This window comes from Puerhibacterium sp. TATVAM-FAB25 (assembly GCF_046535855.1).
Classification (GTDB): Bacteria; Actinomycetota; Actinomycetes; order Actinomycetales; family Cellulomonadaceae; genus Puerhibacterium; species Puerhibacterium variabilis_A.
Map to the genome: position 1 here is coordinate 113,535 of NZ_JAXUAK010000010.1, position 18,245 is coordinate 131,779.

Here is an 18,245-nt window from a genome sequence, read left to right on the forward strand (position 1 = left end):
ACGCTACTCCCCCCGCCGCAGGGCACCGTCGGGCGGCGCGAGCACGCCCTCCCGGTAGGCGGCGAGCACCGCGTCCTCGCGGCTGGTGACCCCGAGCTTGCGGTACAGCGACTTCACCTGGGACTTCACGGTGTTGGGCGACACGACCAGCTCCTCGGCGACCCGCGTGAGGCTGCTGCCGTCGAGCAGCGCGTGCAGGATCACCGACTCGCGGGCGGTCAGGACGATCCGCGAGACCCGCACGGGCACGACGTCGGGCACGTCGCCCAGGTGGCGGAGGTGCTCGGCGGCCAGCGCGAGGCCGTGCCCCTCGGCGTGCGCGCGCAGGTCGTGCAGGTCGGCGCGGGGCACCAGCACGAGGTGCGTGCGCAGGCCCTGGTCGGCCATCAGCGCGGCCATCCGCTCCAGCGCCACCGTGACGGCCGCCGGGTCGCCGAGGCGCTGCGCCGCGGCCGCCACCAGCAGGTGCCCCGCCACCGCCGCACGGGGCGGGACCGCCTCGGGGACGCCCGCGCGCGCCAGCGTCACGGCCACCTTCTCGGGCTCCCCGGTCACCAGCGCGACGGCCGCGCGCACGACGGCGACCAGCGGCCGGCGGGCCGACAGACCGCGCAGCGCCTGCTCCGCCGCGCCGGCCCGGCCCCGCGAGAGCTGCAGCAGCGCCGTGACGCACCACAGCACGAGGGTGTCGGGCGGGGACGAGCGGCGGTGTCCGCGGTCCTCGACGGCGTACCGGTCCAGCGCCTGCAGACCCAGCTCCGCCCGGCCGGCCAGGCCGTGCACCCACGCCTGCAGCGCCACGAACAGCGGGCGGTACTCGAGGGCCGGCAGGTGCGGGGCGAGGACGTCGAGGTGCTGCTGCGCTCCGCCGACGTCGAACCGCTCGAGCGCCTCGAGCAGCCCCGCCACGTGGTACGGCGCGCCGGAGTAGCCGTCGCGCGCCTCGTCGGGCCAGGGGCCCTGCGCCACCTCGGCGGCGAGGCGACGGGCCGCCGGCATCTCACCGAGCAGGGCGGTGATCCCCGCGAGCGCGGACAGCGTCGTCATCTCGGTGAGGCTCGGCAGGTGGGCGCGGTCGGCGAGGTTGACGGTCAGCGCCTCGCGGGCGTCGGCGAGGTGACCGGCGCGCGCGAGGGTGATCGCGTTCTGCACCCGCAGGTGACCGGCCTGGTCGCGCAGGGTCTCCAGCTCGTCGGCGTCCGCGGCGGCGAGGACCGCCAGCGCGCGGCGGGCGGCGGCGAGACCCTGGTCGGACAGCCCGGACAACCGCAGCGCCACCGCCTCCACCGTCGCGACGGTGGCCCGCTCGGCGCCAGCGGTCCGCGGCCCGACGACGCGCGCGGACGCGACCGCCATGCCGAGGAGCTCGAGGGCGCGCAGCCTGCGGTCGGGGTCCGCGTTCGCCGCGATGGCCCGTGCCATCGCGAGGACGGGGTGGCGGGCGACCTTCTGCACCGGCACCTGGGCGACCGCCCGGTACATCTCCGCGTTGGTGATCAGCCGGTTCCAGCTGCCGATCAGCACGTCCGAGGCGAGCCGGAGGTCCCCGCCGCGCACGGCGTGCCGCAGGGCGGTCAGCGGCTCGGCGTGGTGCAGGCTCCAGCGGGCGACGAGGGTGTGGAGCCGCGCGAGGTCGCGGCCCAGGCGGGCGCCGGCCTCCTCCGCCAGCACGTCCCGGACCACGGGGTGGTACCGGTAGACGTCGCCGCCGGGCCCGTCGCTGCGCGTGACGACACCGAGCGCCTCCAGGTCGTCGAGCCGGCGGGCGGTGTCGGCGCCGTCGCCGTCGCCGACGAGCAGGCACGCCAGGTCGAGGTCGAACGCCTCGGGCAGGCTGGTGCGCAGCACCAGCCTGCGCAGCGCGGGGTCCGCGCGGGCGACGAGGGACAGCACGACGTCGCGGGCCAGCGACCCGGGCGAGGGCGACCCGGCGGAAGCGGCGGCGTCGACACCCTGCAGCAGCAGCGCGCGCATGAGCAGCGGGTTGCCGCCGCACGCCCGGTGCACCTCGGCGGCCCGAGACTCCTCGACGCCGTGCCGGGCGAGCAGCGCGCGGGTCTCGTCGAGCGTGAAGGCCAGGTCGTCCGGGCCGAGCACGGTGCGGTCGACGCCGACCGCCACCTCGGCCGCCTCGAGCGGCGAGGAGGTCCGCGTGGTCACCACCACCGACACCGCGGGGCACGCCGCGACGACCGCGAGGACGTCCGCGTGCAGCGCCTCGTCGTCGACGGCGTGGTAGTCGTCGAGCACCACGAGCACGGGGTCGCCGAGCTGCCCGAACGCGCGGACCAGGAGCGCCCGGACGTCCGCCACGCCCACGAGGAGCTCACCGGCGCGGGCCAGCAGCGAGTCGGGGCGCGCGAGGCCGGCGTCGACGAGCCGGGAGGCGACCGCCTGCCACACGGACTCGCGCGTGCCCGCCTCGCCGCCCAGGCCCACCCACACCCCCGGCGCGTCGAGGGCGTGGCACCACTGCGCGACCAGCAGGCTCTTGCCGCTGCCGGCGGGCGCGCGGACGACGGTCAGCGGCATCGCCGGGTCGAGACGCGCCAGCAGGCGGGGGCGCCCGATCCCGTTGCGCGGCACCCGCGGCGCCCCGTGCACGCCGCGACGGGTCGCGGTCGCGCTCATGCCGCGGTCCGCGGGCGGCGGTGGCCGGCGGTGCGGGCGGGCGGGCGTGCGGGTGTGCGGGCGGTCGTGCGGGCGGGTGTGCGGGCGGTCGTGCGGACGGTCGGCGGGTCGAGGAGGCGCATCAGTTCTCAGTCGTGGCGGTGAGCGCCCGGCGAACCGGGCGCTGAACAGCATCTTTCGGTCATCCTCGGGCACACCGGCCGAAGAAAGCACGCGGGGCCGGGTGAGGCGGCGGGTGAATTCCAGGTTCTCCTCGGGCTTCTCGGGGGCGCGACGTCGCCGCGGCCCTAGGTTGGCTCGCCGGCTGCGGCCGTGGAGGCGTGACATGACCATCGAGACCACCGGCACCGACGACGTCGACCTCGTCGCGCGTGCCCGCGACGGCGACGACGGCGCGTACGCGGAGCTCTGGCGCCGCCATCACGACGCGGGACGCCAGGCGGCGCGCGCCGTCACGCGCACCTTCGACGCCGACGACGTGGTGCAGGAGGCCTTCACCCGGGTCCTGTCCGCCGTGCGGCGTGGTGGTGGCCCCGACGGCGCCTTCCGGCCCTACCTGTACGCCGCGATCCGCAACGTCGTGACCGACTGGGGACGCGCCCGGGGCGACGTGCAGCTCGTGGAGCCGACCGACGACGCCCCCGACCCCGACGCCGCCTTCGACGGGGCGGTGGTAGAGAGGACGCTCACCGGTGCCGCCTTCCGTCGACTCCGCCCGGAGTGGCAGGCGGTGCTCTGGTACACCGAGGTCGAGCGCATGCGGCCCCGCGAGGCGGCCCCGCTCCTGGGCCTGAGCGCCAACGCCACCGCGGCGCTCGCCTACCGCGCGCGCGACGCGCTGCGCACGGCGTGGCTGCAGGCCCACGTCAACCACGACGCCGCCGAGGGCGACTGCCGGTGGACCGCGGAGCGCCTCGGCGCCTACTCCCGGCGCAGGCTCACGCGCCGGGACCACGACCGCGTCGAGGAGCACCTCACGTCGTGCGTCCGGTGCTCGAGGATCGTGGCGGAGCTCGACGACGTCGCCGGGAGCCTCCGGGCGGCGCTGCTGCCCCCGGTGCTCGGCGGAGCGTCGCTCGCCGGCGCGGGCACGTCCGCGGGCGACGGGCCCGTCGCACACCGCGCGGCGTGGTCTCGCCGAGCGTCGTGGTCGTCGACCTATCGGTCGTTCCGGGACGGACCCGCGCTCGCGAGACGCCGAGCCTGGCCCGCGCCGCCGGTCGGGGCATCGTCCGCAGCGTCACCGCGGTGCCTCGGGCCGGACGACACCGGGACGCGGGCACTGAGCACGGCGGCGGAGCCGGCCAGCACGGCGAGCGCGACGAACACGCTGGCGTAGCCGACGCCGACCTGCAGCAGCGCGACGGCGAACAGCGGCGCGACGGCCTGCGTCCCCGTCGTCGCCACGCCCACGACGCCGAGCTCGCGGCCCGCGGTGCGCCGGTCGGGCAGCGCGTCGAACGTCTCGGCCGTCTGCACGGTGAGGAACGCGCCGTGCGCCAGGCCGCCGACCGTGGCGAACACCACGACCGCGGCCAGGGAGGGCGAGGCGACCGGCACGAGCGCCGCGATCGCGAGCGCGGCCGCGGCGGCCGCGGTGAGCCGGTGCTTGCCCGGCAGCCGGTCGGCCAGGCGGCCGACGACGACGCCGCCGAGCACCACGGCGACCAGGTGCGCGGGCACCAGCAGCGCGGACACCCGGGCGGCCTGTGTGAGCGGCATCCCCACGTGGTCGGCCAGGATGTACAGCTGGTAGGTGGTCACGCCGTGGTTGCCGAGGACCACGAGCACCCGGGCGACGAAGATGCGCCGCAGGTGCGGGTCGTGCGCCACGGTGCCGAAGCCGGCGAGCACCCCGGCCGGCCGCGCGGGTGCGTCGGCATCTGCCCCGACGGGAGCCTCGAGGACGCCGGCGCCGCGCCCGCGGACCAGCGGGAACGCCAGCGCGCCGAGCGCCGCGACGGCGCCGGCGGCGGCCACGGCGGCCAGCGGGGAGGCGGCGAGGGCCCCGACGAGCACGACGCCCAGGCCCGACCCGAACCCCGCCCCGAGGCTCAGCGCGGCCGACGCGGTGCCGCGGCGGCCGGCGGGGACGTCATCGGCGACCGCACCGGCCGCCGCGCCGTCGACGGCGTTGAGCGCCACCTGCGCCAGCACCCACCAGACGGCGAGCCACACGACGGACTGGACCAGCGGCAGCGCCACGACGGCGAGCCCGCCGACCGCTCCGCCCACCACGGCCCACGGCGCGCGGCGCCCCCAGGGCGAGCGCGACCGGTCGGCGAGCGCCCCGAGCGCCGGGATGCAGGCCGCCGTGACCAGCGACGACAGGGCCGCCAGGACACCGAGGGCGCTCTCCTTGGACTCCGGTGCGGCGGCGGCAACCAGCAGCGGCAGCGCGACGGCGACGACTCCGCCGAGCGCCACGTACGTCGCCGTCTGGGCGACGAAGACGGCAGCCAGCGGGCGCCCGGCGCCGCGCGGCCCGCGCTCGCCCCTGCCGCTGGTGCCCTCCTCGCCGTCCCCGCGCTCGGCCGTGCCCGCAGCACCGGCGTGCCGCTCCCCCTGCTGGCTCACGGCCGCAGCGTAGCGCCGCGCGGCGTGCCGGCCGGCACGCCCTGCGCCGTACGGACGGGCGCGCACCTGCACCATGTGCCGTCCAGGCGTTCCGAGCTCGGGGGAGCGACGCCGGGGCGCCGGGACCGGCCCGGGAGCGGTCAGCCGGCCTCGGCCGAGTGGCGCGAGGGGCTCGCTCCGTGCGGTTGCTCGCCGAACCCGGGGAGCTGGCTCTCGGGCAGCTCGGGCACGACCACGAGGACGAGGTCCTCGACCTTCCAGTCCAGGCCGACGACGGCCCGGCGCGCCGCCTCGAGCTCCTCGAACGTGGGTGCGCCGCCGGAACGGGGCACGACGAAGGACTCGACGTGGAAGACGTGGCCCTGGTCGCGCACCCGGGACTGGGCCGCGCCGACCCAGGGTTGCGCGCGCAGGGTGTCGTCGACCTGCGCCCGGAGCGGGTGGGGCGACCTCCCGTCGACGGTGCGCGCCTGCGCGTCCATGAGCGCGACGACGGCCGTGCGCACGTTGCGCACCCCGTCCCGCAGGATGCTGCCCGAGATGAAGAGCGCGGCGACGGCGTCGGCCCACCACAGGCCCACCCCGATGCCGAGGACGCCGACGATGCCGCCCACGGCGGTCATCCAGTCCGCCTTGTTCATGTCCGCGTCCGCGTACAGCACGCGGTCGTGCAGCGTGTCGGCGAGCGGCAGCTTCGCCCGTCCGAGGAGCACGGGCGGGACGGCGGTGTAGGCGAGCGCGGCCACCATGAGCCAGCCGGCCCAGACCTGCGTACCGAAGATCTCGGCGGTCCCCACCGGCGGGTGCTCGGCCTTGAGCAGGCCCGAGCCGGAGTCCCAGACGAGGAACAGGCCCATCGCGACCAGCGCCGTCCCGGCGACGAGGTGGCCCACGCCCACCGCGCGGTGCAAGCCGTACGGGTGCTCGCGCGTCGGGACGCGGCGGGCGATGCGGGCGGCGACCAGGAAGGTGATCGGAGGGGCGAAGGACAGCATGTCCTCGAGCCAGGCGGCCTTCATCGCCTGCGAGCTGCCCGACGTCAGGTACATCACCGTGACGGCGCTGACGAGGAACGCGATGCTGAGCCACTCGAGGCGCACCGCTCGTCGGAGCGCGCTCGTCTGCTCCTCGGGCAGCTCGGTGCGGCCGAAGTTGGTCATGAGCCGACCTCCGGGACGTCGTGGGCCAGCAGGAACGTCTCCAGCTCGACGAGGAAGGCGTTCTCGCCCATCCGTGCGGCCATGACGTGGGGCTCGGCGTCGCCGACCGCGTCCGGGACCGTGACGTAGGGCCGCGTCAGCGCCACCTGCTCCGTCCACGGTGACGCCTCGGTCAGCCCGCCGATCACGAGGTCGAGCCTGCCGTCGGCGAGGTCGCCGACGAGCGACTCCTCGCCGCCGACGGTCCAGACCACCTCGGCGTCGAGCGCGCGCGCGAAGTCGGCGACCAGCGTGGGCTCGATCCCGGTGACGGCGGGCTCGGTGGCTCCCGGTGCCGCGACCTCCGTCCACGGCGGGTCGGCCGAGACGCCGACCCGCAGCTCCCCGCCCTGCACCCGGTCGAGCGTGCCCTCGGGGTCCCGGGGCAGGCCGCTCGCGCACCCGGCACACGCGGCGACGAGGACCGCGAGCGCCGCGCAACCGAGCCTCCCGGGCTTCGTACCGCGGCCCGGCTGCGGTCGCTCCTCGCCTCGCCGGCGCACCATGTCCCACTCCCTCCTTCGAGGGCTCCACCGTGGTGCAGGCGCAGGTGGCACGCACTCCTAGCCGCACGGCCGTCGTCCGCGCAAGGGCCGTGATGCTGATCCTGCTGCCGCTCGTGCGCGTTCAGGCCTGCCGACGGAAGGGCGCCACGGTCGCCCGCACCAGGTCGGCGGCGCCGTGGTCCACAGGTGGGCCAGGTCCACCTCGGCCCACGTGTACGACACCGCCGGGTCGATGAGCGCAGGTCGCCCGTCGGGCGCGGCCAGCACGTTCTGCGCCCCCAGGTCACCGTGCGTGAGGCACGCGGGGCGCTCGGGCAGCAGCTCGGGCAGCCGGGCGGCGAGCCGCTCCAACGCCACCCGGTCCGCGACGTCGAGCACCTCCCGGACGCGGCGGCTCGGGGAGCCAGCGCAGCAGCCGGTGCTGGGCGAAGAACTCGAAGCCGTCGTCCGTCCAGGTGTTGACCTGGCGGCGGCGGCCCAGCCAGTTGTCGCGGCGCCAGCCGAACCGAGGGTGCGTGGTGCCGGTGTGCAGGCGGGCGAGCGAGCGGGCGAGCTGCTCCCAGAAGCGCTCGGTCGTCGGCCGGGGCCGTAGCACCGAGAGCACGAGCAGGTCCGGACCTGCCAGGAGCACGTCGGGGGTCGCGACGCCGCCGAGCGTGCGCAGCGCGGCCAGGCCTTCGGCCTCGGCGCTGAAGGCGTCGTCGGACGGCGGCTCGTCGAACACCTTGACGAACACCGGCTCGCCGCCGGCGCGGCGCACGACCCCGGCCGTCGCCGCGAGCCCACCGGTCGCTGGTTCCACGGAGACGACGTCGGTGATCCCGGCCGCGCGGAGCCGTTGCGGCAGCAGCGCCATCGTGTCCGTCATGGCACGTCGTCCCTCTCGTCGCGTCCATCCGTGGGATCGCGGGGACCGCGATGGGCGCGACCGCACCTCTCGGCTGCCGCTAGAGCGCTTTGCGCATCTGCTGCGCCGTGACGGTGTATCCGGACGAGTCGTAGAGAGCGATCGCCACGCGATTGTGGCCGAAGACGTTCAGCTCCAGCGCGCCGAGCCCCGCATCACGGGTCGCGGCCTCGACCGCGCTGAGCAACGCCCGCCCGAGACCCTGGCCACGTCGAGAATCCAGGACCTCGATGTCGTACAGGAAGGCGACGCCAGGCGCCCCGCGCGGGTGGTCCAGCCCGACCCACGCCTGTCCCACCGGCTCACCATCGGCATCCACGCCGCGCAGGAGGAGCATCCGAGGAGTTGCCAGACCCTGAGGAAGCCGGGCGAGGCTCTCCTCGCGGGCACGATCCACCGCACCGGCCTCGGGCCAGCGGCCGGCGGCGACCTGCTCGCGCGCGTACTCCTCGGCGAGCGCGAGCTGCCAGTCCTCGAACTCGGCCAGGCTCATCGGGCGGACCGTGACACGCGGCACGCGCTCATGCTGGCAGCCGCACCGGCTCTTGTCGAAGGGACGCTCGTCCGCACGGGCGACCGATACCGGCAGAGCGAGAATCGGTTGCCGCCCGTGGGAATCGAACCGACGACCTATTCAGCGACCTGAAGCCCTCGAGACGTGCGGGCACTGTTGATGGTGATCGGCCAGGAACATCGAAGCCAGCCGTTTCGCGCCTCGTCTCGAGTGCAGCGAGGGCGCTCGCGGCCGCCGCAGAGGAGAACGAGCTCAGGCGCCGGGGTGCGCCACTCCCTGGGTGCGTCCCGGCCTTCTGCGCCCGGCGGGACCGCACGAGGGTGGAGCCATGCCAAGCACCTCCTCCACCTTTCCCACCTTCACGGCCGATGGTCTGGCGGCCGTGCGCGCCGGGGCCGACCGGCCGCTGCTGCTCACCAACGCCACGGTCCACACTCTCGACCCGCTGATCGGCACCATGCGCGGAGCCGACGTGCTGATCGGCGGGACGCTGGTCGTCGGCGTAGGGCCCGGCATCGTCACCGCGGCCGAGGACGACGGCGCCGTGGTCGTCGACGCCACCGGCACCACGATCCTGCCGGCCCGCCTCGACGCGGTCGCCGCCCTCGGCACCACCCCGCGCGGCACCGGCTCCGGCACGCTCGCCCCCGGCGCCGACGCCACCCTCGTCGTGGTGCCCGACCAGCACGCCGCCGACCTGCCCGCGGCGCTGCACACCGCGTTCACCCGGCCCGAGCTGCTGCTGGCCGTGCTGCACGAGGGCCGCCCGGTCCGCTGGGCGGGCGAGCCCCTCGACACCCCGACGCCCGCCGCCGCGCTGCAGCCCGACCGGCTCGCAGTCGACCCCGCCCGGGTGGGCGTGTGGGTCGACACCGAGGACTTCCTGCACCAGGAGCTGACCGCCGACGGCCGCTACGACGAGACCCGCGGCGGGCGGCCGCACGCCTTCCAGGGCAGCTACTGGATCGACGGCGACCGCATCGACTACCTCGACGACCTCGGCTTCTGGGCCTTCGGCCGGTTCGCCGGCGACGCCCTGCACCACGCCGGATACACCATGCACCGTAAGGACGCCCGATGAGCACCGACCCCACCCTGGACGCACTGACCCGCTCCGCCGCCGATCCCGACCGCCTCGTCCTGCTGCGCGGCGGCACCGTCGTGACGATGGACCCCACGCTCGGCACCCTCGACCGCGGCGACGTGCTGGTCCGCGGGGCACGCGTCGTCGACGTCGGCCGCCACCTGCCCGACTCCGGGGCGATCGTCGTCGACGCGACCGGCAGCATCGTGGCCCCCGGCATGGTGGACACCCACCGCCACGCCTGGCAGGCCCAGATGCGCCGCACGATCCCCGACGTCGACGACCTGGGCGGCTACCTGCGGTCCACGCTCATGCACGTCGCGCCGGCCTACACCGCCGACGACGTGTACCTCGGCACCCGGCTGGCCGCGCTGACCGCCCTCGACGGCGGCATCACCACGATGCTCGACTTCTCGCACAACTCGCGCACCACCGCCCACTCCGACGCCGCGATCACCGCGCTGATCGACACCGGCATCCGTGGCGTGCACGCCTCCATGGCCCCGCACTTCGGCCACTGGGACGGCCAGTGGCCCGCGGACCTGGCCCGGCTGCGCTCGACCTACGTCCCCACCGATGACCAGCTGGTCACACTGCGCATGGCGGCGCTGGCCACCGGCGACATCGCCGGGCACCTCGCCTACGGCCCCGAGCTGGCCCGCGTCGCGACCGACCTGGACATCGGCGTGAGCCTGGACGTGATGTTCGGCCAAGCCGCCTCGGCGGCCATCCTCGACTGGCGCAGGCAGGGGCTGCTCGGCCCGCACCTGGAGTCCATCCACTCCACCGCGCTGTCCGCAGACGCCTGGGCGGCGATGCGCGACCACGGCGTCACCGTGTCCCTGGCCCCCACCTCCGACGCCCAGATCGGGCTCGAGGACGCCGTCCCGCCGGTCGACGAGGCCCTCGCCCACGGGATCCGCCCCGGACTGTCGGTGGACGTGGAGGTCGCGCTGGCCTCCGACATGTTCACGCAGATGCGCGCGCTGCTGACGATCCAGCGCATGCGCGCGGTCAACGCCGCCTACGGCACCGAGGCGGAGCCCACCCGCATCACCACCCGCGACGTGCTCGACTTCGCCACCCTGTCCGGGGCGCGCACGCTGCGCCTCGACGACCGCACCGGCTCGATCACCCCCGGCAAGCAGGCCGACCTGATCGTCGTGGACGCCGAGGCGATCAACACCATGCCGCTGCACGACGCCGTCGGGACCCTCGTGCTGGGCGCAGACCGCTCCAACATCACCTCGGTGTGGGTGGCCGGCCAGGTGCGCAAGTGGGCCGGCGCGCTCGTCAGCGTGGACGTCGACGCCCTGCGCACCCAGGTGCACGACTCGGTCGCCGCCATCACCGAGCGCCTCGCCACCACCGGGGCGCGCCGGTGACCCCGCCGGCGACCCCGCCGAGCAGCAGCACGTTCGTCCTTACGGGCGCCCAGGTCAGGACACGGCCCGACACGGTGGCGCCCGGCGACCTCCATGTCGTCGCGGAGCGCCTGGCCTCGGGGCCGACCGCCCCTGAGGCGGAGGTGGTCGGCGTCGACGGCGCGCACGTGGTCCCGCTGCTGGTGGACAGCGCGGTCGCACAGCTGCCACCGGATCGACGCGGCTCGTTCGACCTGGTGCCCGGCAACACGGCCACGTTCGCCGTCGTGCGCCGCCCGGTCACCGCGATGCAGGTGCGCCGCATGCTCGTCGTCTCCCCGCGCGACCTGCTGGCCGTCTGGGTCGCCGGGCGCCTCGAGGCCTGGGACGGCGCCCCGACCCGGCCCGCGGGGCAAGACGTCGCCGACCCGGCCCTCCGGCAGACGTGGGTGGGCACCTGGCACGACCCTGGCCGCAGCCTGCAGCAGCACCTGCGCCCGGACGGTCGCTACTCCGAGACCCGGGGCGGGCGCGCCGACGCCTACACCGGCCGCTACTGGGTCCACGCCGACCGGATCACCTACCTCGACGACTCCGGCTTCTGGGCGTTCGGCCAGCTGGTGGACGGTGTGCTGCACCACGCCGGGTTCGTGATGACCCGACCCTGAACGCGCGGCGCGCCGGGCCCCCACGGGCCCGGCGCGCCGCGTCCGACGGCTGCCAGGGAGCACCAGGTCCTGGTTGCCGCCGGGCGCGGCCCCTACGGTCTGATCGTGAGCACCTCAGACCTCGGCCCGTTCCTCAAGGCCCGCCGCGGCCACGTCCAGCCCGACGACGTCGGGCTGCCCGGGCACACCGCCCGCCGCGTGCCCGGGCTGCGGCGCGAGGAGGTCGCGATGCTCGCCGGCGTCAGCGTGGACTACTACGCCCGCCTGGAGCAGGGCCGCGAACGCAACCCCTCACCGTCGGTCCTCAACGCGATCGCCAGCGCCCTGTGCCTCGACCCCGACCAGCGCGAGCACCTCTTCCGCCTGGCCGACCTGGCGCCCACCGCCCTGGCGCCGCCCAGCGAGGCACCGTCGCAGTCCCTGCAGGACCTGCTCGAGGCGTGGCCGCACACCCCCGCGGTGATCATCGACCGGCAGCTCGACGTGCTGGTGCACAACGCCCTGGCCGGCGCCCTCTACTCCGACTTCCAGCGCATCGACAACCTCGCGCGCATGACGTTCCTCGACCCGGTCGCCACCCGCTTCTACGCCCACTGGGACCGCGCCGCGGAGTCCTGCGTGGCCAACCTTCGCCTGGCCCAGGGACACGCGGGCGCCGCCGACGCCGTGCGCCGGCTGGTGGTCGAGCTCTCCGGGGCCAGCGCCGCGTTCCGCCACCTGTGGGCCAGGCACGACGTGCGCGGCAAGACGCACGACGCCAAGGCGCTGCACCACAGCGACGTCGGCGACCTCGCGCTGGACTACCACGCCTTCGACATCAAGGGCTTCCCCGGCCGCCAGCTGATCGTCTACCAGGCCGCGCCCGGATCCCCCAGCGCCGACAAGCTGCAGCTTCTGGCCTCCCTGCACGCGACGAGCGCCTAGCGCCGGGAGCGGGCGATCAGCTCGAGCGTGTCGACCACGCGGTTGGAGAAGCCCCACTCGTTGTCGTACCAGGCGACCACCTTGACGTGCCGCCCCTCGACCCGGGTGAGCAGCGAGTCGAAGACGGAGGAGGCGGGGTTGCCGGTGATGTCGGACGACACCAGGGGGTCCTCCGAGTACTCGAGCACCCCCTTCAGCGGCCCCGCGGCCGCCGCCCGGTAGGCGGCCAGCACGTCGTCGCGTGTGACGTCACGGGCCACGGTCGTGCTGAGCTCCACCAGCGAGCCCACCGGCACCGGGACCCGGATCGAGTCGCCGGACAGCCTGCCGTCGAGCTGCGGCAGCACCAGACCGATCGCCTTGGCGGCGCCCGTCGTCGTCGGCGCGATGTTCAGGGCGGCGGCGCGGGCCCGGCGCGGGTCGCGGTGCCGGCCGTCCTGCAGGTCCTGCTCCTGGGTGTAGGCGTGCACCGTCGTCATGAAGCCGTGCTCGATGCCCGTGAGCCCGTGCAGCACCAGCGGCAGCGGCGCGAGCGCGTTGGTCGTGCACGAGGCGTTCGACACGATCGTGTGGCTCCCTGGACCTATTCATCGAGGGAAAGCGAAAGGCCCGGAACTGTTGAAGTTCCGGGCTTTTCTGCCAGAGCCGCCTGTGGGAATCGAACCCACGACCTATTCAGCGACCCGATGCCCTCGAGACGTGCGGGCACTGTTGATGGTGAGCGGCCGAAAACGTTGGAATTCCGCGGTTCCTGAGCCTCGTTTCGAGTGTAGCGAGGGGCACTCGAGGTCGCTCTAAAGCGCCCGGTGCGGCGAATAAGTGGGGCATTTGTGGGGCACGAGCACCAGGACGTCTGCCGCCCCTGACCGGCGACCGCCCCAGCGTGACCGTCACCGACATCCGCTCCCACGCCTGCAGCCTCAACCGCAAGCACCCCCTCGCGGCCGTCATCGTCGACTACATCCACACATGTGGCCGCGCGAGTGCCACCACGTCCTTGACCGTCTCCGCGAGGACGAGAAGCTGTGGACCACCGCCCCGGCGACCTGCGCTGCCCCTACTGCGACGGGGCGCTCGAGCTGGCGCCCGGCTGGTCCCAGGCGCCAGCCTCCGTGGACGTGTCGTGCCGCCGCTACCTCGACCCCAACGGGCAGCGGTACCGGTGTCCCATCCGTGTGGACCCAGGCTCGTGCTGGCCCAGCCGGAGGAGGACGAGCTCGTCACCGCCACCGAAGCCGAGACCCCGCTCCCCGGACTCGCCGCCGCCACTATCCGGCAGTGAGCCGCTTGCGGGCACATCACCCCCGCCGGCAACCGCGGCACCGCAAGCCTGTACCGGCTGTCGGACCTGCGCGACAGGATCAGTGCATGACGACAGACGCCCGTGTCCTCCCGCGCCTCGACGACGAGTGGTTCAGCATCGACCGCCCCGTCCTGCTCGCCATCGCTCAGGAACTGAAGAAGCCTTGGCCAACAGCAGACGCCTCCGCGATCGCCCGGTCGACGAACCTTCCCCTCCGGGACGTCGTGCGCGCTGGCTTCAACCTCGCTGACCGCTATATCGACGTCATCAACCAGACGACCAACGACGGCCCTGACTGGAGGGCGCTTCGCCTCACCGAGGACGGGCGCCGCGAGGTCGGCATCTGGCCCAACGAGGACGCCGCCGTTGACCGGTTCATCGCCGCTCTCATCGAGGTCGAGAAGAACGCCCAGGAGAGCGAGAAGCCCAAGATCCGGCAGGCACGGGAGGCCGTCACCGGCCTGGGGCGAGACGTCCTCGTCGACGTCGTATCCGCGTTCATCACCGGCCGGATGACCATGTGACGGCATCTTTTGCGGCCCTGTGACGCAGGCTGTCGCACTCTGCGTGAACACATGTGCCCGAACGCCCCGCAGCCACCCGGCGCGGGGCGTTCGGCGTTCCCTGACCCTCGCGTGCTTCTCAGGTCAGCGATCAGCGCATTCTTGTGACCTCTTCGTCGTAGGACATTCCGCCTGAACTCGAGTACCTGCCGTCATGGCTGAAGTCGGACTTGAACGTGCATGTCTTCTTCCACCTGAGCAAGCGGCGCTCGTCGCTGTAGGTCAAGTGGATCCTGTCGATCCACTCGAGGTACCCGCGCCAGTCAGGGTCGTCGAGTGGAGACGTTCGGACGGGCTCAGGAACCCTGAAGTAGACGCTCCCGGGCGCCGCGCGGATCGTCGGGTTGGGCTGGCTCGCTGCTTCGATGCGCTCGAAGCGGTGTCGGGCGGTTTGGCCTCCCCACCAGTGAACTTCGACGTCGATGTCGGCTGCCACCCAGCGGGACATGTTCTCCACGTACACCGCGTAGAAGTCGTCATCGCCGTTGCTGACATTCTGGAAGTAGGCCGTGAGTGACGGCTCCATCGCCAGGCCTAGAGCTTCGGCTGCTTGCCGTGCCGTCGCGCTGCTTTCTCGTGCGGCACGCCAAGCGGCATAGGCAGCGATAGCACCCGCGAAAGCACTCAAAAAGCCCGCCAGCGCCCCAACCATGTCCCCAAGCGCCGATGCGGCCGAAGCTTGCGTCTGGTCCAAGAGGAACGGCCAGATCTGCCAACCTCCCCAGGCGAGACCACCGAGGCTCAACAACCCGAGACCGATGAGCAGCCACTTTGCTCGTTTCACCCGCACATCATGGCCGAAGTAGGTGAGCGCCATGTCGCTCGCCTTCCTCGAGCACGCCGCCCGGCTCTTCGAGCCGAAGCCTGACCCGTACCCGACGCCGGGCGAGCTCGCGCAGGCGATCACACCTGGCACGATCCAGACGCCCGCGCTCGACGTCATCGACCAGGCCCTCGTCGAGGTCGAGGAGGGCCGCTGCGACCGGCTGATCATCTCGATGCCACCCCAGGTGGGGAAGAGCACCCGAGTCACGAAGACCGGGCCGCTGTGGTTCCTTCTGCGCCACCCCGAGCGGCGCATCGTCGTCGCGTCCTACGCCGAGTCTCTCGCGCAGGAGTTCGGCCGCGACATTCGCACCTTCATCTCGTTGAACCAGGGGCAGGACGACACCCTCGATCTCGGGCCGTGCATCGCGCCTGACAACGGCGCCGTCACCCCTTGGAAGCTCGACGGGCACCTCGGCGGGCGTCCGCTCGGTTGGCATCGCCGGCGGCTGACCGGGCGCCCCGCTGCTTTGATCGGGTCGTCAGGCGCAGCGGGCGGGCTTACCTGCCCTACTCCGTGCCGCCGCTGGTGGTCCCGCCGATCTGGCGAACCTTGGGAAGCTGGTGAACCTCGGGAAGCTCCTCGCCGGCCGTGTCGCTGAAGGTGCTGTAGTCCATTGAGTGGAGTCGGCCGTCCTCGACCCACAGTTCGAGCATGCCCAGCGACGTGTCCCCGTCGACGACGTCGAGGGTGGTGATCGGACCGCCTGGGTGCGACGGGATCCTCGGCACATCTGCCCGAGCAGGAACCTCAATGAGGAAGCACGCGTCGCCGTCGTGGGCCTTGCCGCCCCATCGCGCGTGTACAAGTTGGGCTCTGGCTTCCTCGGCACCTCGCCAGTTGCCCGCGCAGATTCGCTCCAGCAAAGCGGACTCATGCGGTGTCAGCGATGCGCCGTGCCGACGAGTCGCGTGGCCAGGACCGTCTTCCATGAACCAATCCTGGCAGTCGCACACCGTCGGAGCGCGGGAGCACCAGGAGCGGCCCTGGACTATCCATCCAGCATGGCACCGAAAGGGGCCAGCCCCGCCCGAAGGGGCTGTGGCATGGTCTGCGCGCGCCGATGGGAAGCGACCTCCGGTGGAGCGGGACGCGGCTCGCGGGAGAATTTCTCGTGGTGGCGCGTAGCCCCGGTGTCGGGCCTCACGTAGCCCTGGAGAATCGCCGGTGCGCGCCCGCCGGCCGGGAGGGCTGGACCCAGCTTGGAGGCAAAGGCGCCGACACGGCGTTGACGTCCCGTTCGGTAACGGTAGGACCGCCTTGAACGAAGCCAGTTTGACTTGTGTGGCCGGTATGGTGCCGCCAAGCAACCGTGTTCAGGGGGTTCAACGATGAGCGATAGCGCACCTGTTCGGGCGTCGTCATGATCAGCAACGAGCCGCTGTACCCGTGGGAGACCTGCGGGCGCGACGCGTTCGATCGTGCCGTCGAGCTGCTCCTCCAACGCAAGCACCATGGCGGCCCGGGGGCGGCGCAGGCAATCGACGGGCGCGGTGGGGACGAGGGCATCGACGTCGATGTCACCGAACCGGATGGCACCATCTCCACGATCTACCAGCTCAAGTACTTCCCTGAGGGCTTCTCCGGCGGGTTCCGCGACGTCCGTCGCAAGCAGATCTTGAGCTCGTTCAAGGCTGCGATGGAGCACGGACCCGACTCGTGGGTGCTAGTAGTCCCGAGGAACCCGACGACCAACGAGCGCAAGTGGATTCGCAAACTCAAGGGCACGCACAAGGTGCGCGTCGAGATCCTGGGCCGGGACGGACTCGACCACATGCTCGTCCAGGCCCCAGACATCCGTCGGGCGCTGACGGCCGGGCCGCTCACCGAGGCGCTGCAGATGGCCGGCAACGAGCACCTGGCGCTGAACACGGCTTCCGACCTGGAGAAGGTCGCCCGCAACTTCTCCGAGCGAGTGAACTCGCGCAGCGCCTTCTGGGGCGCGGACATGATCCTGGGCGCGGACGGGTCAGTGACCCAGCGCCTGGTCGCCAAGCGCCCAGATGCGCACGAGAAGGAGCCGCTGTCGATCACACCCCACTTCCGCGCGAACCCTGCTGGTGAGGAAGCCAGGGCCAAGCTGGAGGAGTTGCAAAAGTACGGCGGGGCCGCTCTACGTATCAGCGCCGATGCCCTGGTGTCGGTGAAGCTGGAAGGCCCGGCGTGGTTCTCGCAGGACGTGGCCGACGTGGCCGCAATCGGCTTCGGGCCGGTCAACATGTCTAAGGACGTTGCCGTCGAACTTCGGGCGGTCACCGCCTCGGGTGCCACCCAGCAGAGCCTGGACGGTCGATCCCGGATGAGCCGCGGCCGCGGTGGGAAGAAGCTGTGGATCGAACTTGCCTGCGGGCTGAACTTCGAGTTCGTGATGCAGGACGCCGTGGAGGAGGGGTCGGCGACGGTCAGCTCCAAGCTAGAGGGCCACCGCATCACGGACGTGGCAGAGGCCCTGCAGTTCATGGATAGGTTCGCCCCCGGCGCGGATGTGCGCCTCGAGGTGTGGGCCGACGGCAAACGACTGTTCGTGTTCCACGTTCCCGACGCGACGTTCAACGGACTAAGCCCGGACGGGTACACGCGGCAACTGATCGAGGACCTGACGGTGTTGTCGCGGCACTTCTCGGTCTCGCTGCGACTGCCAAACGAGCTCACCTGGGCCGAGCGGGAAGAGATCCGCAAGGCCCGCCTCGTGGTCGACGGCAAAGTCATAGCCGAGCGCGACTTCCAGAACCTCGACGTGGTGCTCAGCGGCGAGACCGGGGAGCGAATCGAGGACGTGATCCAGTCCGAGGCCATGATGGTGGTGGTCGAAACCGAAGTGCACTACTTAGTCCAAGGCCACAAACTGCCCATCCGAGCCAAGATTTTCCACCCGCAAGCGCAGTACACCGAGCCGCAAGCGGTGCTCGACGCGCTCCGGTCTGGGACCGCCGCAGGGATGCGTGCACGCATCCGAGGTGTCGACGGCAAACCCTTCCGCGTCTTCCTGGACGACGACCCAGGTCGCGACCCGAACCAGCCTCTGGCCGTGGAGCCGTTGGACATCATCGAGCCGGACGAAGACGAGAAGCCATAGGAGCAACGCGAAGCGCCAGTCTGCCGGACCATCACCCAATCCGACTGACTGGGGCTGCAACCGCGTGAGCACTTTCGTACGGACGGAACGCCCCGCCGCGATC

At 73.0% G+C, this 18,245-nt stretch carries 15 protein-coding genes and 2 pseudogenes; 8 read left to right on the forward strand and 9 right to left on the reverse strand.

The window, feature by feature from the left end; all coding sequences use genetic code 11:
* Window positions 1-3: 3 nt before the first annotated feature.
* Window positions 4-2,631: a LuxR C-terminal-related transcriptional regulator gene (locus tag U5M74_RS11015; protein ID WP_410908987.1), complete on the reverse strand. Its 2,628-nt coding sequence runs from the start codon at window positions 2,629-2,631 to the stop codon at window positions 4-6.
* A gap of 325 nt (window positions 2,632-2,956) precedes the next feature.
* Here U5M74_RS11015 and U5M74_RS11020 point away from each other — a divergent pair.
* A pseudogene (locus U5M74_RS11020) lies at window positions 2,957-3,613 on the forward strand (RNA polymerase sigma factor); the annotation flags it as partial.
* Window positions 3,614-3,789: 176 nt separating this feature from the next.
* Here U5M74_RS11020 and U5M74_RS11025 read toward each other — a convergent pair.
* The 6 genes from U5M74_RS11025 to U5M74_RS11050 all read right to left on the reverse strand — a co-directional run bounded on the left by U5M74_RS11025 (window position 3,790) and on the right by U5M74_RS11050 (window position 8,313).
* Window positions 3,790-5,208: an MFS transporter gene (locus tag U5M74_RS11025; RefSeq protein ID WP_410908989.1), complete on the reverse strand. Its 1,419-nt coding sequence runs from the start codon at window positions 5,206-5,208 to the stop codon at window positions 3,790-3,792.
* Window positions 5,209-5,348: 140 nt separating this feature from the next.
* Window positions 5,349-6,368, reverse strand: coding sequence for a cation transporter (locus U5M74_RS11030; RefSeq protein WP_410908991.1), 1,020 nt, complete (start codon window positions 6,366-6,368; stop codon window positions 5,349-5,351).
* On the reverse strand, window positions 6,365-6,763 hold the full coding sequence (locus U5M74_RS11035) for a transporter substrate-binding domain-containing protein (RefSeq protein WP_410908993.1): 399 nt from the start codon (window positions 6,761-6,763) through the stop codon (window positions 6,365-6,367). Before U5M74_RS11035 ends, U5M74_RS11030 begins: the two co-directional genes overlap by 4 nt.
* A 207-nt stretch (window positions 6,764-6,970) precedes the next feature.
* Complete coding sequence (locus U5M74_RS11040) at window positions 6,971-7,291, reverse strand: phosphotransferase (protein WP_410908995.1); 321 nt, start codon at window positions 7,289-7,291, stop codon at window positions 6,971-6,973.
* Window positions 7,197-7,781 carry a fructosamine kinase family protein gene (locus U5M74_RS11045; protein WP_410908997.1) on the reverse strand — a complete coding sequence of 195 codons (585 nt, stop codon included), beginning with the start codon at window positions 7,779-7,781 and terminating at the stop codon, window positions 7,197-7,199. The genes U5M74_RS11040 and U5M74_RS11045 overlap by 95 nt, the downstream gene beginning before the upstream one ends.
* Before the next feature lie 79 nt (window positions 7,782-7,860).
* Window positions 7,861-8,313 carry a GNAT family N-acetyltransferase gene (locus tag U5M74_RS11050; protein WP_410908998.1) on the reverse strand — a complete coding sequence of 151 codons (453 nt, stop codon included), beginning with the start codon at window positions 8,311-8,313 and terminating at the stop codon, window positions 7,861-7,863.
* A gap of 349 nt (window positions 8,314-8,662) precedes the next feature.
* Between U5M74_RS11050 and U5M74_RS11055 the strand changes: the two genes are divergently transcribed.
* From U5M74_RS11055 to U5M74_RS11070, 4 genes are all read left to right on the forward strand, one after another.
* Window positions 8,663-9,415 (forward strand): Atu4866 domain-containing protein, encoded by a 753-nt coding sequence (locus U5M74_RS11055; RefSeq protein ID WP_410908999.1) that lies wholly within the window; start codon window positions 8,663-8,665, stop codon window positions 9,413-9,415.
* Complete coding sequence (locus tag U5M74_RS11060) at window positions 9,412-10,803, forward strand: amidohydrolase family protein (protein WP_410909000.1); 1,392 nt, start codon at window positions 9,412-9,414, stop codon at window positions 10,801-10,803. Before U5M74_RS11055 ends, U5M74_RS11060 begins: the two co-directional genes overlap by 4 nt.
* Window positions 10,800-11,450 carry an Atu4866 domain-containing protein gene (locus tag U5M74_RS11065; protein WP_410909001.1) on the forward strand — a complete coding sequence of 217 codons (651 nt, stop codon included), beginning with the start codon at window positions 10,800-10,802 and terminating at the stop codon, window positions 11,448-11,450. Before U5M74_RS11060 ends, U5M74_RS11065 begins: the two co-directional genes overlap by 4 nt.
* Window positions 11,451-11,555: 105 nt before the next feature.
* Window positions 11,556-12,374 (forward strand): helix-turn-helix domain-containing protein, encoded by an 819-nt coding sequence (locus tag U5M74_RS11070; protein ID WP_410909002.1) that lies wholly within the window; start codon window positions 11,556-11,558, stop codon window positions 12,372-12,374.
* On the opposite strand, the pseudogene U5M74_RS11075 reads toward U5M74_RS11070, so the two are convergent.
* A pseudogene (locus U5M74_RS11075) lies at window positions 12,371-12,955 on the reverse strand (type I glyceraldehyde-3-phosphate dehydrogenase); the annotation flags it as partial. The gene U5M74_RS11070 and the pseudogene U5M74_RS11075 overlap by 4 nt on opposite strands.
* A 787-nt stretch (window positions 12,956-13,742) precedes the next feature.
* On the opposite strand from U5M74_RS11075, the gene U5M74_RS11080 reads away from it, so the two are divergent.
* The gene (locus U5M74_RS11080; protein WP_410909003.1) at window positions 13,743-14,201 is read left to right on the forward strand and encodes a hypothetical protein; all 459 of its coding nucleotides are present in this window, start codon (window positions 13,743-13,745) and stop codon (window positions 14,199-14,201) included.
* A gap of 130 nt (window positions 14,202-14,331) precedes the next feature.
* Here the strand turns inward: U5M74_RS11080 and U5M74_RS11085 are convergent, their stop codons facing one another.
* Window positions 14,332-15,057, reverse strand: a complete 726-nt coding sequence (locus U5M74_RS11085) for a hypothetical protein (protein ID WP_410909004.1) — start codon at window positions 15,055-15,057, stop codon at window positions 14,332-14,334.
* On the opposite strand from U5M74_RS11085, the gene U5M74_RS11090 reads away from it, so the two are divergent.
* Together U5M74_RS11090 and U5M74_RS11095 are read left to right on the forward strand one after the other, a co-directional pair.
* Window positions 15,056-15,667 (forward strand): hypothetical protein, encoded by a 612-nt coding sequence (locus U5M74_RS11090; RefSeq protein WP_410909005.1) that lies wholly within the window; start codon window positions 15,056-15,058, stop codon window positions 15,665-15,667. The genes U5M74_RS11085 and U5M74_RS11090 overlap by 2 nt on opposite strands.
* Window positions 15,668-16,429: 762 nt before the next feature.
* Window positions 16,430-18,142: a hypothetical protein gene (locus U5M74_RS11095; RefSeq protein WP_410909006.1), complete on the forward strand. Its 1,713-nt coding sequence runs from the start codon at window positions 16,430-16,432 to the stop codon at window positions 18,140-18,142.
* The last annotated feature ends 103 nt before the right edge of the window (window positions 18,143-18,245 follow it).